The following is a 15,611-nucleotide window of genomic DNA, read 5'->3' as shown; positions in this document are numbered from 1 at the left end:
GGCGGGTGAGGCCCGTCAACGCCTCGACGATTACCGGCGTCTCGCCGGCAGATCGACCGAGTGGCGTCCCACGGACGCAAGCGGGGTGGTACCGCGGCCGATGATTCATCGGTTCGTCCCCGTGCCAGGCAGCAAAGCCGACGCACGAGGAGACGGTAGTGACCACACAGGACCCGATATCAGCCCCATCGACGAGTGGCTCAGCAACTCGCGTGTACCCGCTGGTCGATCTCACCGGGGGAACCAAGGCCGGAGCGCCGTCTTTTCCCGATGTCGAGAAGCGAGTGCTCGACTACTGGCAGGCCGACGACACGTTCCGGGCCTCCATCGACAACCGTGCCGACGCGCCTGAGTTCGTCTTCTACGACGGGCCCCCCTTTGCCAACGGACTGCCGCACTACGGTCACCTCCTCACCGGGTACGTGAAAGACCTCGTTCCGCGTTTCCAGACCATGCGAGGCAAGAAGGTCGATCGCCGCTTCGGCTGGGACACCCACGGCCTGCCTGCGGAACTGGAGGCCGAACGCCAGCTCGGGATCACCGACAAGTCCCAGATCGAGACCATGGGCGTCGCGAAGTTCAACGACTACTGCCGCGCATCGGTGCTGCGCTACACCGACGAGTGGCGGGAGTACGTGACGCGCCAGGCCCGATGGGTCGACTTCGACAACGACTACAAGACCCTCGACATCGACTTCATGGAGTCGGTGATGTGGGCGTTCAAGGCGCTCCATGACAAGGGCCTGATCTACCAGGGCTACCGCGTGCTGCCGTACTCCTGGTACGAGCAGACTCCGTTGTCGAATCAGGAGAGCAAGCTCGACGACGCCTACAAGATGCGCCAGGATCCGGCTGTCACGGTGCGAATGACCCTGCGTCCCAGCGATACCGGTCCTGCCGCGCTCGACGGGGTGGAAGCCCTGATCTGGACGACCACACCGTGGACACTGCCGTCGAACCTGGCCATCGCCGTGAATCCGGAGTTCGAATACAGTCACGTTCGCGGAGAGGACGGGCAGCAGTATCTGCTCGCCACCGCGTTGCTCGGCAGCTACGCACGTGAGTTGGGTTCAGAGCCCGAGGTTCTGGGGACCTACCGAGGTGCCGAACTGGAGAACGTGCACTACACCCCGCCGTTCGACTTTTTCGCGGGTCACGAGGGGGCGCACCGTGTTCTGCTGGGTGACTACGTCACCACCGACAGCGGTACGGGAATCGTCCACCTCGCACCGGCTTTCGGTGAAGAGGACATGGAGCTCGCGACCGCGTACGGCATCGAGGTGGTGCAACCACTGGATGCGGGCGGGCGATTCACGAGCCTGGTCGCTCCCTATGAGGGCCTGCAGGTCTTCGACGCGAACCCGGTGATCATCAAGGACCTCAAAGCCGCGGGCAGGATCCTGCGCCACGAGACCATCGAGCACTCCTATCCGCATTCATGGCGGTCGGGAAAGCCGTTGATCTACATGGCGGTGCCCTCGTGGTTCGTCGCGGTCACCACGTTCCGCGACCGGATGGTGGAGCTCAACAAGCAGATCGAGTGGTCGCCGGAGCACATCCGCGACGGCCAGTTCGGTAAGTGGCTCGAAGGGGCCAAGGACTGGAATATCAGTCGCAACAGGTACTGGGGTGCGCCCATCCCCGTGTGGGTGTCCGACGATCCCGAGTACCCGCGGGTCGACGTGTACGGCAGTCTCGACGAGCTCGAGCGCGACTTCGGCGTGCGTCCCCACAACCTGCACCGCCCGTTCATCGACGAGCTCACCCGCGCCAATCCTGATGATCCGAGCGGTAAGTCGACGATGCGACGGGTTCCGGAAGTGCTGGACTGCTGGTTCGAGTCCGGTTCGATGCCGTATGCACAGGTGCACTACCCGTTCGAGAACACCGATTGGTTCGAGGGAACGGACTCTCTACCGGGACACAGTCCGGGCGACTTCATCGTCGAGTACAACGGGCAGACGCGCGGATGGTTCTACAACCTGCACGTCCTGTCGACCGCACTGTTCGACCGCCCGGCGTTCCGTACCGTTGCCGCCCACGGCATCGTGCTCGGCGACGACGGGCAGAAGATGTCGAAGTCGAAGCGCAACTACCCCGACGTCAACGAGGTGTTCGACCGTGACGGCAGTGATGCCATGCGGTGGTTCCTGATGGCGTCTCCGATCCTGCGTGGTGGCAACCTGGTGGTGACCGAGCGCGGCATCCGCGAGGGTGTTCGGCAGGCGTTGCTACCGCTGTGGAACGCGTACAGCTTCCTGCAGTTGTATGCGGACCGGCCTGCGCAGTGGAGTACCGGCTCGACCAACGTGCTCGATCGGTACATCCTGGCCAAGGCAGCCGCCACTCGCGATGTGATGACCGGGCAGATGGAGACCTATGACATCGCGGGGGCGTGTGACGAGTTCCGTCACTTCTGCGATGCGCTGACCAATTGGTATGTGCGCCGGTCGCGTTCGCGTTTCTGGGCGGGCCAGGACGATGCGCCCGAGGCCTTCGACACGTTGTACACCGTGCTCGAGGTGGCCTGCCGCCTGGCGGCGCCGCTCCTGCCGCTCGCCACGGAGGCGATCTGGCGGGGCCTGACCGGAGGTCGCTCGGTCCACCTCACCGATTGGCCGACCGACGACGAGCTGCCGGCCGATCCTGATCTGGTTGCGGCGATGGACGATGTGCAGGCCGTCTGCTCGGTGGCGTCGAGTCTGCGCAAGGCGAACAAGCTCCGGGTGCGCCTCCCGCTGCCGTCGTTGACCGTCGCATCCGCCGATGCCGAGCGGTTGAGGCCGTATTCCGACCTGATCGCCGACGAGATGAACGTGAAGTCCGTGCGTCTGACCGACGATGCGGACCAATACGGCCGGGTTGAGCTCGCGGTGAACGCCAGAGTTGCCGGACCCCGTCTGGGCAAGGACGTCCAGCGCGTCATCAAGGCGGTCAAGGCCGGCAACGTCACGATCGACGAGCGTGATGGTGTCGATGTGGTCAGCGCGGATGGGATCGAGCTGCTCGAAGGCGAGTACACACGCAAACTCGTTGCGGTACAGCCGGAGTCGACCGCAGAGCTGCCTGCCGGGGCGGGTCTGGTGGTGTTGGACACGTCCGTCACCGAGGAACTCGAGGCCGAGGGCTGGGCCAAGGACCGCATCCGCGAGCTGCAAGAAGCGCGCCGTGCGGCAGGTCTGGATGTGTCCGACCGCATCCGCGTGACACTCGCGGTGCCCGACAACCACGTCGAGTGGGCGCGGCGGCACCGCGATCTGATCGCCGGGGAAGTTCTTGCGGTCGAGCTCGACCTGGTGGCCGGTCACGACGGCAACGCCGCCGGCGAGTGGGTGGCCTTGGGTGACGGTGTGCAAGCGACGCTGGTGAAGGCGACCACGGCCGGTTAATCACCCGTCGACTGGTCGCGGCCGAGTCCGATCCGATCGAGTACGCCGCCGATCTGGAGGTCGAACAGGACCTCCAGATCGGTCGGCGGTTCGGATCCGAACTGGCCGAACACTTCCAGGCTCGTCAGCCCAACCGTGGTGGCCCACAGCAGGATCGCCGTATGAACGTGCTGGTCGTCGATGTCGAGGGCGAACTCGTCTCTGATCGGCGCGAAGCCGGCACCTGGTAGGTCGCCATAGCTCGGTTGATCTTCGATCCGCCCGGCAGATGCGGCCTGGTGCAACGTCTTCAGCAGCAGGCCGACTACGCGAGTGCCCGGCTCGGTGGTCAGTTCTGCGGGTGCCTGGTAGCCGGGCACGGGGCTGCCGTAGAGCAGTGCGTAGCGGGCCGGTTCGGCCACCGCCCATCGTCGGAAAGCTTGGCAGCTGACCATCAGTCGTTCCCGGAATGCGTCCGGGGCGGCTGATTCGTGGGCTTCCGCCACGTGATCTGCCAGCTCGGTGTACGCATCCACCACCAGCAGCGTCAACAACTGGTCGCGGTTGGCGACGTACCGGTAGACGGCGGACGAGACCAAGTCGAGGTCGCGTGCGATGGCACGCAGCGACAGCGCCGCAGCGCCATATCTGGCCAGATGATCGCGGCCGAGTTCGAGGATGCGTTCCTGCGTGCGGGCGCGGGCCATCGCGCGCGGTGTCGACTCCGTCGCGGTCTTTTCTCGGTGAGTCGATTGCGGGGGCACCCGTCCATCCTCGCACAAAAGAGAGCAGTGCTCTTGCATTTCTGGCGACGGGGGCGCACACTCGGAGAAACAGAGAGCAGTGCTCTCATCAACTCGAGAAACCCAGGAGCCACCATGACCGCCGCGACCCACTACAACAAGCCTGGTAAGTCCGTTGCCGTGTTCAACTCGGTTGTCGCCTGGATGGCCGACCGTGGGATCACTCTCGCCGGCGCCCGCACGCTCGAGGTCCGCGGTCGCAAGACCGGTGCGATCCAGCGCATCCCGGTCAACCCGTTGCGTCTGGACGGCCGGACATTCCTGATCGGTGCTCGCGGAGAGACTCAGTGGGCGAGGAATGTGCGGGCGTCGGGGGAGTGCACACTGCGCGGTGGCCGGACTTCGACGACCTACCGCGTCACCGAGCTGGCCCATGCGGACAAGCCGCCGGTGCTTCGCCCGTATCTCAAGCGCTGGGGCTGGGAGGTTGCGTCGTTGATGCCCGTCAAGATCTCCGCAGACTCGAGCGATGACGAACTGACCGCTGCGGGCCCGGCCATTCCGGTGTTCGAGCTGACGCCGGTGCACGTCCCCTGATCCGCCGAACGGGGCATACCATCACTGTGTGCGGGTGCAGGACGGGAACATCAGTTCCCGGTGGGTGATGCATATCGACATGGATGCGTTCTTCGCATCTGTCGAGCAGCTCACCCGTCCAACACTTCGAGGCCGCCCGGTGCTGGTCGGGGGACTGGGCGGCCGAGGAGTGGTCGCCGGCTGCAGTTATGAGGCGCGGGTTTTCGGTGCACACTCGGCAATGCCGATGCACCAAGCGCGTCGACTGGTCGGTCCGGGCGCCGTCGTCCTCCCGCCCCGCGGATCCGTCTACCGGGCGGTGAGCCTGCGGGTCTTCGGCCTGATTCGCGCCCAGGTTCCTGTCATCGAGATGTTGTCGTTCGATGAGGCTTTCGCGGAGCCGGTCGAACTGGCAGGCGCGTCGGCCGACGTCGCCGCAGCTTTTGCCGAGCGCCTCCGGGCCCGTATTCGGGACGAGCTGGGCTTGGCCGCCTCGGTCGGCTTCGGGAGTGGCAAACAGATCGCAAAGATCGCGTCGGGTATGGCAAAGCCGGACGGTGTGGTGGTGGTGACGCCGGGGGAGCAGCGCGAGTTCCTCGCCCGGCTGCCCGTGCGCAAACTGTGGGGCATCGGCCCGGTCGCCGGGGAGCGACTGCAGCGCTTGGGAATCGACACCATCGGAGACCTTGCACGAATGTCGACGCTGGAGGTGTCGTCGGTTCTCGGTGCCACCGTCGGACCCGGGTTGCACCTGCTGGCTCAGGGGATAGACGACCGACCGGTCGCCGAGCGCGCATCGGCCAAGCAGATCAGCGCCGAATCGACGTTCGCCGAGGACATCACCGACCTCGGGCATCTACGCGGTGCTGTCGAGCGGGCTGCGACGTCTGCGCATCGGAGACTGCTCGCCGATGGGCGGGGCTCGCGCACGGTGGTGGTCAAGCTGAAGAAGTCGGACATGTCGGTGCTGACCCGGTCGACCACTCTTGCGGCTGCGACCACCGAGCTGCCCGTACTCGCCGCGGCCGCGCAGCGCCTGGCGTTGGACCCGCAGGAGATCGGGCCCATCCGTCTTGTCGGCGTTGGTTTCTCGGGACTGACCGCGGTGCAGCAGTTTGCGATGTTCCCCGAGCTCGACTCCACTTTCGAGGCCCCGGAGTCAAGCGCGGAATCGACATCGGAGGAGATGTACCACCCGGGCGGTCGCGACCCCAACGCCGACCGACTGCGTTGGACCACCGGCAACGATGTGCACCATCGCGATTACGGGCATGGGTGGGTCCAGGGCAGCGGACACGGCCGGGTCACGGTTCGATTCGAAACACGAAGTCGCGGTCCGGGATTCGCCAAGACGTTCTCGCTGGACGATCCGCAGTTGGAAGTGGCGGATCCACTGCTCAGCCTGGATTGGCCGGAAGAACATCTCCGGTTCGCGAACGAGGATGAGTAGCGGTCACTGCTCGGCGGCTGCATGCAGATGGACAAACACCGCATCGGTCACCATGGCGTCGAGGTCCGTCTCGAACACGTCGAGCGCGCGAGTCGCGGTCAGCGCGGCAATTCCGTGTATCGACGCCCACAGCAACAAGGCTCGGCTGCTCGCCTGGTCGCGCCCGACAACGGTCGCGACCAGCCCCTCCACGGTCGTGAGCATGGGGATCGTCGTGCCGCGCAGGTTTTCGCCACCACCTTCGAGTAGATCGTGGCGGAACAGCAGTTCGAACATCCCGGGTCGGCGTGCGGCGAAATCGACGTAAGCGCGAGCCATCGCTGACAGTGTTGTGTTCGGTGACGTAGACGGCTCCGAATCTGACTCCGCCATAGCTGTTTTCAGATCGTCCAGGCCGGCCGCTGCGATTGCCGCCAACAGGCTCCGGTGAGTGGGGAAATAGCGCCTTGGCGCTCCGTGTGACACGCCCGCGTGTCGCGCAATCGATCTGAGTCCGACCGAAGCGAGCCCCGCAGAGTCGACGAGTTCGATGCCTGCCTGCACCAAGAGCGCTCTTGTATCTGGAGGGTCCGCCATGTAGACAGTGTCTACCAGCGGTGTAGACATTGTCTACAAAAGGAGGTCGATCCATGTGGTACTGGGTTTTCAAATATGTCTTGATCGGTCCCTTTCTGCGGCTCGTCGCGCGTCCAAGCGTTGTCGGGTTGTCGAACTTCCCCCCGACCGGACCTGTGATCGTGGCGGCGAACCACTTGGCGGTGGTCGACTCTCTGCTGATGGTTCTCGTGTTGCCGCGCCGGGTCACCTTTGTCGCCAAGGCGGAGTACTTCACGGGCGCAGGTATTCGTGGCTGTGTGCAGCGGTGGTTCTTCTCGGCCACCGGGCAACTTTCCATTGACCGCCGAGGGGGTGCCGCAAGCGTTTCCGCACTCGATGAAGCTGTTGCCATCGTCGGTGCCGGCGGCGTGTGGGGCATCCACCCTGAGGGCACGCGATCGAGAGATGGGCTGCTGCACCGGGGGAGAACCGGCGTGATGCGTGTCGCCTTGGCGACGGGTGCGCCGGTTGTGCCTCTGGCACTCAAGGGAACCGACCGCGTGAACCCTCCTGGCGCGCGGCTATGGCGGCCTGGCAAAGTGCACGTCGTCGTCGGGCAGCCCCTCGTCTTGTCGACATTCTCCGCTGACAGTCCAACGGATGTCCGAGAGGCCACGGACCATCTGATGGCGGCCCTCTCGCGATTGTCGGGCCAGCAGTATGTCGACAGCTACACGCAGCGCGCTGCGTGAATGGTCCTCTACCAACACATTTGATTCTCTTCCGCGACGGGTGCGGGGCCGAAATGGGTTCGAACGGGTGTTCGACATTGTCGAATTCGGTTGGTAGACTTTATGAAAGGGGTTCGAGGGCTGGGGGGCTTGTCGATGAGTGATTCAGTGACGGTGGATCCACCGCCGGTTGCGTTGTTGGTGGCGAAGTATGGCCAGTTACAGGATGTGTTGGCTGATATTGCTGCCACGTCAGCAACTGATGTTGATGATGTGCAGGTTGCTGAGTTGGTGCGGGTGAACGAGAGAGTTGTTCGGGCACTGTCGTTTCAGGGCCTCAGGCGGTTGCAGGAGGTGAATGATCGGGGCTTGTTTCGTAAGGCTGGTCATTCGACGTTGCACCGGTTTGTGATGAGTGAATTGCGGGTCTCTCGTGGTGATGCCTCCTCGCGGTTGAAAGCACTTGATGCTGCTGGTGTGTTGTTGTCGATGCAGGGCGAGCCGTTGCCCCCGAAATGTCCGGCCGCTGCGGAAGCTCTGGCCGACGGGACAATTGGGTTGGCGCACATGGATGTGATGCTCAAAGTCCGCGACCGCATCCCGCACAAATCAGCACCGGAAGTGTATGACGTGGTCGACGCGTGGATGACCGACAACGCCCGGACCCTGGGCCCGACTGCGCTTGAAGTGTGTGGGCGAGAAGTCCTGGCGCGGGTCGATCCGGATGGATCATTGACCGATGACGCTGACCGCAAACGCAACCGTGGCTTGTCTGACGGTGCACAGGGTTTGGACATGATGGCCAAAATTACTGGCCATCTCGACCCGGCAACGTTGGCACTGTTTCGCACGGTGATGGACGTGTGGGCAGCACCTGGGATGAACAACCCGGATGATCCCAACTCACCCGTCGGCGCTATTGACGACCCTGGTGTGGACGCGCAGGTGATTGAGGCTGCCGCAGGGCGCGATACCCGGAGCAGAGCGCAGCGTCAGCACGATGCGTTCAAGGCGATCTTGAAGACCATCCTCGAGTACAAACTGTTGGGTACCTCCCATCGTGGCCTGCCAGTGCAGGTCATCATCACGATGACCAAACAGCAACTTGATGAGGCCGCGGGGATCGCCCACACCGCCTCCGGTGTTGACCTGCCGGTGAAAGACGCTCTCGAACTCGCCGCCCGGGCGGACTGGTCGTTGGCAGTGTTCGCCAACCACTCCGCGGACGTCCTGTACTTCGCCCGGGCCAAACGCACCGCCCAGCAAGGCCAGCGGATGGCGTTGTTCGCCAAAGACCGAGGCTGCACCAGCCCAGGCTGCCGTAACCCGATCTCCTGGACCGAAATCCATCACACCACCGCCTGGGCCGACGGCGGACACACCGACATCGACGAACTGGCCCCGGCGTGCATTCCGCATCACGCGATGATCGGGCCCGGCGAAGATCAATGGCAGACAGTGATGGTCACCGACGGCCCCGATACGGGCCGGGTGGCGTGGATCCCACCCACCTACATCGACCCGGACCAACAACCACGCATCAACCGGGCCCACCACACCGACCACACCATCGAAACGGCATGGCAAAACATCATCGCCGAACGCCAAGCGGCTCTCGACGACCGCGAAGAACGGATGCAGCTCCAACACAACCGGGCCGAGTTGATGGTGAACCCAGACAGTGACGACACGGGTGACTGCGACGATTCAACGAATTGATCCGAGAAGTAAGCGGCCCAAGCGCACATAAGGCACCGGCGCGCGAGCTCCGGGGCCGGACGTCTACTCGGCGGCGAAAAATTCCGCGACATCGGCATGCCCTGCGCCACCGGCGAGCAACGCCTGCAACGCCATTCGCGCCTGGGGCCCCCGCAACCACGGCGAGATGATCGCACCACGGGCGGCCAGATCAACAGCGCCGCCACCGCCGCCATATGTCGCGACGATCTCTCCCCGCGGAACCCGGGAACACACGACCACCACAACGCCACGGCCGATGGCGTCGGCCACCGCATCCACCACCCGAGGGTGCGTGTTACCGGAACCCGTGGCTACCAACACGATTCCCGACGCGCCCGCGCCCGCGCACCAACCAATGATCGAGGGGTCGACGCCGGGATACAACATCACGATGTCCACCCGCGTGCCGGCGATGGAAGTCGGCGTAAGCAGAGGCCGCGGGAGATCGGCGCGCACGGTGGCAAAAGGTGCATCGGCAGCACTGTCGAACTTGGCGGTGCCACGAGCCGGTACCAGCGTGCCACCCATCGCGATGAGAACCCCGCGGCCGCGAGACAAGGGATCGACCGCCGCAGCGATGGCAGCAGATAGATTCGCGGGACCATCGGCGTCTGGTGAATCTGCCGGACGCTGGGCGCCGGTCATGATCACCGGCCGGGGGTCGGCGTGCATCAGATCGATGAGCATCGCCGTCTCCTCCATGGTGTCGGTGCCGTGGGTCAGCACCACGCCCGTCACCGATGGATCCTCGAGCTCGGCCACCACCGCCGACCGCGCCGCGTCGAGGTCCTCCGGCAACAGAGACGAGGAATCGAGGTGGAGCACCTCGCGGGTCCGAAGCTCGACGCCGGCTTCGGCACTGCCCGCCACCAGCTCTTCAGCTGCCAGCGCCGGACGCGCGCCATCGGCGAATCGGCGACTGGCGATGGTGCCACCAGTGGTGAGAATCGACACCAGAGGTTGTGTTCTGACCACGCCGCCAGCTTTGACGGCTTCACCGCTATGCGTCAACTCGACATGTTTTTGGCATAGTGGGGCAGGACCGACGGCCCAAGCGGCCGACCGACTAGTTCTCACTGCCTCCATTTCGGTGGTAGCGGTGACAATGAGTAAGGACGGATTTTGAAGCTTCGCAAGTTCGTGACCGCCGGCGTCGCACTATGCGCCTTTGTTTCCATCGCTGCCTGTTCAGACGACGGCGGTAGTGACGACCCCACCACCACCACGACGACCTCCACCACCACGGATGCCGGACCGAGCGGGTCCACCAGCCCCGGCGACCTCACCGACCCCAAGAAGCCGCCGACGGCCGCCGCGCTCAACACCATGCTGGAAACCGCACTCGATCCCAAAATCCCGAATACGGAGAAGACCGAACTGGTCGAGGGGTCGGATGCGGATCCGGAGATCTTCGACAAGCTGATCGCGGGTATGAAGGCCAACCCCGACGTCACCTACGAGATCGTCGCTCCCGTGCGTCCCGCCGGAGCCAACCAGGCCAAGGCCAACGTCAAGATCAACTTCCCCGACCAGCCGCAGACGCAGGTCGAGGCGCTGATCGCCTATAACGAGGGACGTTGGAAGCTGTCGAAGACGACGGTGTGCCTGCTGCTCAGCGGAGCCAACGAGAAGAGCCCGATGTGCCCAGCAACTAGCTGACACCCACATCAGAACCAGAAGCGCCGCAGACGACATGTCGTCTGCGGCGCTTTTTCGTGTGGACGTCAGTTGGCCGGCGACCACGCCGAATCGAAGCCGAGCAGCTGACTGAACGGTTGTGCTCCCTCGGCACCGACGAGGGTCCGGCCACCAGAGATCTTCAGCTGGCCCGAAATCGGCACGCCCCTGGCCAGGTCGATCACCACTGAACCGGCCCCCGTCATCGAGTAGGCGTCGATGGTCAACACCCCACCGTCGGGGAGCCGAAACGCAGAGTCGGTGGGCGACTCGTCGATGCTGTAGTCGATGGTCAGCCGCTCGCCCTCGTGGGCGGTGAGAGTGGCGGTGATCGTCTGACGCACCGTCGCCCCGGCGTTCACCGTCCGAACGGCCTGCCAGCGCGCCCCGACCCCGATCGGCTCGGTCGGCAGGGTCACAGACCGCTGCAGCGTCGCGACCAGCGCTTCTTCGACGGCCTGGCGGGCACTGTCGTCGGCTTTCTCGGTCGGCAATATCCGCAGGGAGATGGGCGCCACACCGGGCCCGATGCTCATGCCCGCGCGCGAGCCGTTCTGGGCCTCGAGCGCCTGGTCCAGGGCAGTGTCGGGGGAACCCGCATCTCCGATCCGGAGATCGATGTCTGTTGCGTCCGTGCAGTTGACCCTGACCGTCATCGGCAGATCGACCGTGGTCGCGCCCGAGTCGGCATCCTGCTGCCCGGTCGCAGAAGCAAACGTGGACGTGGTGACCAACTTCGCCGACTGCGCGGTCCCGCGATCGAATCCCGCGACCGGCACCGACCTGGGCTCGGCGCCGTTCGTCTCCACCGTGACCTTCGCCGGAGGCACCGGCAAGAGCGCCGCAGAGCTGGAACCCGCCGTCGAATCGGTGGCGCACCCCGACGGCGGCGGAGGCGGCGGTTCGTCATCGGAACCGCAACCGGCGAGCCCGATCGCCACAATCGTCACCGCGGAGATCACAACCGGCGTGCTGAGCAGACGGGACGACAGGGGGCCGGAGGTGGCGCGGGCCAGAGCGGGATGGGACACGGCAGCCAGCGTATCGACCGGGTCGTGGATGATGGACAGGTGACAAGCGAGAAAGGGTCCAGACCGTCGAGCGAACCCCGGCCGTCGAACGAGCCCACGCCCTCCCCGGCGGACAACCCGGCCGACAGCACGTCGGGCAACCCGGCCGACAGCACGTCGGGCAACCCCACCCGTCCCAGGATGTGGCTGATCCTCTTGGTCGTGGCGGTCACCGTGCTTATTGCCGACCTGATCACCAAGATCGTCGCGGTCGCCCTGATCGAACCCGGCGACCCGGTGGAGATCATCGGCGACACCGTCACCTTCAAGCTCGTACGGAACAGCGGCGCCGCATTCTCGATGGCCACCGGCTATACGTGGATCCTCACGCTGATCGCGCTCGCCGTGGTCGCGGGCATCATCCGCTACAGCCATCGGCTCGGCTCGATCTGGTGGGCGCTCGGTCTCGGTCTTGTGCTCGGCGGTGCTCTCGGTAACCTGATCGACCGCATCTTCCGGGCCCCAGGCCCGCTGCGCGGCCATGTGGTCGACTTCATGTCGGTGGGCTGGTGGCCCGTGTTCAACGTCGCCGACTCCGCCGTGGTGTGCGGCGCGATCGGTCTTGTGGTGCTCACCCTGTTCGGATTCGAGTTCGACGGAACGCGTTCGGGTGGAGCAAAAGACGCCGACGACCCTGCCCGGACCGACTCCGACACCGCGACCGGCTCGACGCAGAGCGACCGTCAGGCACCCGATGCGTGAATCACGGTCGATGCCGATCCCGGACGGGATCGACGGAATGCGCACCGACGCGGGCGTTGCCCGCATGCTCGGATTGTCGAGGACGGTGGCGGCTCAGCTCGCCGACGACGGGGACATCAGCGTCGACGGTTCGCCGGTCGGCAAGTCCCACAAGCTTGTCGGCGGTCAATGGCTCGAGGTGCTGTTACCGGCGCCGGCCCGCGTGCTCACCATCGAGGCCCAGCCGGTCGAGGGCATGGAGATCATCTATTCCGACGACGACATCGTGGTGGTCGACAAACCGGTCGGCGTCGCGGCACACGCGTCGGTGGGATGGACCGGACCTACGGTGATCGGTGGACTGGCTGCCGCGGGTTTCCGGATCTCCACATCCGGGTCGCACGAACGGCAGGGCATTGTGCACCGCCTCGACGTCGGGACCTCGGGGGTAATGGTCGTCGCCACGTCGGAACGGGCTTACACACTGCTCAAACGGGCGTTCAAGCAGCGAACTGTGGACAAGCGCTATCACGCTGTGGTGCAAGGTCATCCGGACCCGCCCACCGGCACCATCGACGCCCCGATCGGTCGCAGTCGCGGCAATGACTGGAAGTTCACGGTGTCCGCGGCGGGCAAGCCCAGCATCACCCACTACGACACCATCGAGATGTTCCGCGCGGCAAGCCTTCTCGACGTTCATCTGGAAACGGGGAGGACGCACCAGATCAGAGTGCACTTCTCGGCTCTTCATCATCCGTGCTGCGGCGACCTCACCTACGGTGCTGATCCGGTACTGGCCAAACGGCTGGGGCTGGAGCGCCAGTGGCTGCACGCCCGCGCATTGTCGTTCGCCCACCCCTCCGACGGTCGTCTCGTGGAGTTCACCAGCCCATACCCCGACGACCTGCAGCATGCGCTTGATGAATTGCGTGCCGGCTAGCAGGTGAAGGTCGCAGCTCGCACCACCGTCGTGGCGGTCGCCGTCCTGGTGTTCGTCGTCGGAGGCCTCTATGTGGTCGGGCGGCTCAACCCTGCGCCGACCGCCCCCGTCACCACCGACATCTTGGGTCCGGAAAACGGCGAGCAGGTGCCGGACTACATCGCTCGGGCCACGCGCTCGCTCGAAGCGACGACCTCACCGGACTCGGCACGCTGGGCCCTGGTGTCGTTGTCGGCGCCGGTGAGTGTCGGTGCAGCGTGGGATCTGGTCGGTTCCAGGCCACGGGTCATGCTGTCGCAGAACATCTTCAACGTGCCGATCGATCGCGTGCAGACGCCCACCGTGGTGGTGCCGACCGGCAACACCAGCGAGTCGTTCGCCGCGTCGGTGCAGGTGGGCGCTCAGGCCGTGATGAGTCGGACACCCGGTACGCCGCGGGCCGAGCAGGTGAACGAGGTCGCGGCCCGACGGCTGCAGGCGAGCTGCTCATGCCTGATCGGAATCGTCGTGCGGGCAGATCTCGGGCAACTCCGATCGATCGCCGGGGAACCGGGTGTCCGCGCGGTCCAGGCACTGCCCCCTGATGCGCTCGCCGGCTTGTTCACCGTCATCCCGCTGCTGCCCTCGGTCACCACGGTGGTCGGTCCGGGGCCCGACGATGGCGAGGTCCCGGCCGCCTAGGTCGTTATATGGTGTCTTCCGAAGACGGCCCTCCCGCGGACGGAGGCCGGTTAGGGGAGATCATGTTGCAGCCGGGATCCTGGATAGCGGGGTACCGGGTGGAGCGCGCTCTCGGTAGTGGCGGCATGGGGGCCGTCTACCTGGCCAAACACCCCGAACTTCCCCGCAGCGATGCCATCAAGGTCCTCGGCGAGCAGGTCGGCGCCGACGAACAGTTCCGCAAGCGCTTCCTGCGCGAGGCCGAAGTCGCGGCGGGACTGGACCATCCCAACATCGTCACCATCTACAACCGCGGCCGCAACGACGGCATGCTGTGGATCGCAATGCAGTACGTCCCCGGCACCGACTGCGCGCAGGAACTGCATCGAGCACAGGAGAAGGCCGGTTCGGACGTCGGTCTGCCCCCTGAGCGCGTGGTGCGGATCGCCGGTGAGATCGCCAGAGGACTCGACTACGCGCACCGCAAGGGTTTGCTGCACAGGGACATCAAACCGGCCAACATCCTCCTCTCGGAGGTGGAGAGCGACGAATACGGCGACGGGATCGAGCGGCGCTACTCGCTCCAGGATGACGAGCAGCGCGTGCTGCTCACGGATTTCGGTGTGGCGAAGGCAGCAAATGAAACGGAGTCGCTGACCGTGGTGGGCACCGTCCTCGCGACACTGTCGTACGCCTCACCCGAACAACTCAAGGGCCAGCCCGTCGATCCGCGCACCGACCAGTACTCGCTGGCCGCCACCGTCTTTCATCTGATCGCAGGCCGGGTGCCCTTCCGTGGCGACAGCACGGCGGATGCGATCAGCGGTCATCTGAGCAAGCCGGTCCCCAAGCTCTCGGAACTGGTTCCGTCGGTGCCGCCTGCGGTGGACTCGGTGATCGCGAAGGCCATGGCCAAGGAAGCCGATGACCGATTCGCGAACTGCCGCCAGTTCACCGATGCGTTGCAGTCCGCGTTGCGGCAGGCAAAGGGGCCCGTCGGGTACCCGGCCCAGGCGCCACGCCGACCCGTCACCTCCACGCCACCGCCGATGCCCGTCGCACGTCCTGACGCCGGAACGCCCCCGACCCACCAGCGATTTCAGCCGTCGCCGCCCCCGCAGCATCTGGTCTCCCAGCAGTACGGTCAGGGATTTCAGCACACCCCGGCCCCTACGGCTCATGGGAGGTCCGTGCATCCGCAGTCAGGCCAGGGCACTGCCGGACACAACACCGGTGCGCCGTCGGGTTCCAATGCGGTGATGATCGCGCTGCTCGTGGGACTGGTGGTGGTGGCGATCGCGATACTGATCGCCATCCTGCTGGTGGCCTGAGTTGTCACATCAGCACCATGCGTCACCACTCCGGGAGGCGTCGGACGCGCCTGCCCGCCGGCGTCGGTACCCCCGCCTAGACTGAAGACCTTGCGTCACGGCCCCGT

Annotated in this window: 14 protein-coding genes; 10 read left to right on the top strand and 4 right to left on the bottom strand. The window is 65.3% G+C overall.

Annotated features, from left to right (window positions below):
* Positions 1 to 158 precede the first annotated feature (158 nt).
* Complete coding sequence (ileS, locus tag WIMU1_RS18965; protein WP_281275245.1) at positions 159 to 3,389, top strand: isoleucine--tRNA ligase; 3,231 nt, start codon at positions 159 to 161, stop codon at positions 3,387 to 3,389.
* Here ileS and WIMU1_RS18960 read toward each other — a convergent pair.
* Entirely contained in the window at positions 3,386 to 4,132 is a 747-nt protein-coding gene (locus tag WIMU1_RS18960) for a TetR/AcrR family transcriptional regulator (protein WP_307715265.1), read from the bottom strand. The two genes, ileS and WIMU1_RS18960, sit on opposite strands and share 4 nt — an antisense overlap.
* Before the next feature lie 114 nt (positions 4,133 to 4,246).
* Between WIMU1_RS18960 and WIMU1_RS18955 the strand changes: the two genes are divergently transcribed.
* Entirely contained in the window at positions 4,247 to 4,708 is a 462-nt protein-coding gene (locus WIMU1_RS18955) for a nitroreductase/quinone reductase family protein (RefSeq protein ID WP_062799509.1), read from the top strand.
* A 67-nt stretch (positions 4,709 to 4,775) separates the two neighbouring features.
* The gene (locus WIMU1_RS18950; RefSeq protein ID WP_084248418.1) at positions 4,776 to 6,137 is read left to right on the top strand and encodes a DNA polymerase IV; all 1,362 of its coding nucleotides are present in this window, start codon (positions 4,776 to 4,778) and stop codon (positions 6,135 to 6,137) included.
* A 3-nt stretch (positions 6,138 to 6,140) separates the two neighbouring features.
* Here WIMU1_RS18950 and WIMU1_RS27000 read toward each other — a convergent pair whose 3' ends face one another.
* Complete coding sequence (locus WIMU1_RS27000; RefSeq protein ID WP_120802968.1) at positions 6,141 to 6,713, bottom strand: TetR-like C-terminal domain-containing protein; 573 nt, start codon at positions 6,711 to 6,713, stop codon at positions 6,141 to 6,143.
* 53 nt (positions 6,714 to 6,766) lie between these two features.
* Here WIMU1_RS27000 and WIMU1_RS18940 point away from each other — a divergent pair, with 53 nt between their 5' ends.
* Both WIMU1_RS18940 and WIMU1_RS18935 read left to right on the top strand, forming a co-directional pair.
* A complete protein-coding gene (locus WIMU1_RS18940) occupies positions 6,767 to 7,426 on the top strand; it encodes a lysophospholipid acyltransferase family protein (RefSeq protein WP_062799508.1) in 660 nt (219 codons plus the stop codon).
* 135 nt (positions 7,427 to 7,561) lie between these two features.
* Positions 7,562 to 9,124, top strand: a complete 1,563-nt coding sequence (locus tag WIMU1_RS18935; protein ID WP_158599264.1) for an HNH endonuclease signature motif containing protein — start codon at positions 7,562 to 7,564, stop codon at positions 9,122 to 9,124.
* 63 nt (positions 9,125 to 9,187) lie between these two features.
* Here WIMU1_RS18935 and WIMU1_RS18930 read toward each other — a convergent pair whose 3' ends face one another.
* Positions 9,188 to 10,120: an asparaginase gene (locus WIMU1_RS18930; protein WP_062799504.1), complete on the bottom strand. Its 933-nt coding sequence runs from the start codon at positions 10,118 to 10,120 to the stop codon at positions 9,188 to 9,190.
* A 147-nt stretch (positions 10,121 to 10,267) separates the two neighbouring features.
* On the opposite strand from WIMU1_RS18930, the gene WIMU1_RS18925 reads away from it, so the two are divergent.
* Positions 10,268 to 10,804: a WKL family lipoprotein gene (locus WIMU1_RS18925; RefSeq protein WP_245968981.1), complete on the top strand. Its 537-nt coding sequence runs from the start codon at positions 10,268 to 10,270 to the stop codon at positions 10,802 to 10,804.
* Between the two features lie 65 nt (positions 10,805 to 10,869).
* Here WIMU1_RS18925 and WIMU1_RS25865 read toward each other — a convergent pair whose 3' ends face one another.
* Positions 10,870 to 11,853, bottom strand: a complete 984-nt coding sequence (locus WIMU1_RS25865) for a hypothetical protein (RefSeq protein WP_245968983.1) — start codon at positions 11,851 to 11,853, stop codon at positions 10,870 to 10,872.
* 39 nt (positions 11,854 to 11,892) lie between these two features.
* On the opposite strand from WIMU1_RS25865, the gene lspA reads away from it, so the two are divergent.
* From lspA to WIMU1_RS18895, 4 genes are all read left to right on the top strand, one after another.
* Positions 11,893 to 12,594, top strand: a complete 702-nt coding sequence (gene lspA / locus WIMU1_RS18910; RefSeq protein WP_062799498.1) for a signal peptidase II — start codon at positions 11,893 to 11,895, stop codon at positions 12,592 to 12,594.
* A complete protein-coding gene (locus WIMU1_RS18905) occupies positions 12,587 to 13,513 on the top strand; it encodes an RluA family pseudouridine synthase (protein WP_030172828.1) in 927 nt (308 codons plus the stop codon). Before lspA ends, WIMU1_RS18905 begins: the two co-directional genes overlap by 8 nt.
* Before the next feature lie 3 nt (positions 13,514 to 13,516).
* Positions 13,517 to 14,194 (top strand): hypothetical protein, encoded by a 678-nt coding sequence (locus WIMU1_RS18900; protein WP_062799496.1) that lies wholly within the window; start codon positions 13,517 to 13,519, stop codon positions 14,192 to 14,194.
* A 62-nt stretch (positions 14,195 to 14,256) separates the two neighbouring features.
* Positions 14,257 to 15,504 (top strand): serine/threonine-protein kinase, encoded by a 1,248-nt coding sequence (locus tag WIMU1_RS18895; protein WP_062799495.1) that lies wholly within the window; start codon positions 14,257 to 14,259, stop codon positions 15,502 to 15,504.
* Positions 15,505 to 15,611: the final 107 nt, after the last annotated feature.

This window comes from Williamsia muralis NBRC 105860 (genome assembly GCF_001598915.1).
GTDB lineage: Bacteria > Actinomycetota > Actinomycetes > Mycobacteriales > Mycobacteriaceae > Williamsia > Williamsia muralis.
The sequence above is the reverse complement of the archived record's forward strand: the minus strand, read 5'-3'. Positions and strand labels throughout refer to the sequence as shown.

What these genes read in the sequence shown, in the direction of transcription:
- WIMU1_RS18895 (WP_062799495.1), top strand. Translation starts at nt 14,257, where the DNA reads ATGTTGCAGCCGGGATCCTGGATAGCGGGGTACCGGGTGGAGCGCGCT.
- WIMU1_RS18935 (WP_158599264.1), top strand. Translation starts at nt 7,562, where the DNA reads ATGAGTGATTCAGTGACGGTGGATCCACCGCCGGTTGCGTTGTTGGTG.
- WIMU1_RS27000 (WP_120802968.1), bottom strand. Translation starts at nt 6,713, where the DNA reads ATGGCGGACCCTCCAGATACAAGAGCGCTCTTGGTGCAGGCAGGCATC.
- WIMU1_RS18955 (WP_062799509.1), top strand. Translation starts at nt 4,247, where the DNA reads ATGACCGCCGCGACCCACTACAACAAGCCTGGTAAGTCCGTTGCCGTG.
- WIMU1_RS18940 (WP_062799508.1), top strand. Translation starts at nt 6,767, where the DNA reads ATGTGGTACTGGGTTTTCAAATATGTCTTGATCGGTCCCTTTCTGCGG.
- WIMU1_RS18905 (WP_030172828.1), top strand. Translation starts at nt 12,587, where the DNA reads ATGCGTGAATCACGGTCGATGCCGATCCCGGACGGGATCGACGGAATG.
- WIMU1_RS18950 (WP_084248418.1), top strand. Translation starts at nt 4,776, where the DNA reads ATGCATATCGACATGGATGCGTTCTTCGCATCTGTCGAGCAGCTCACC.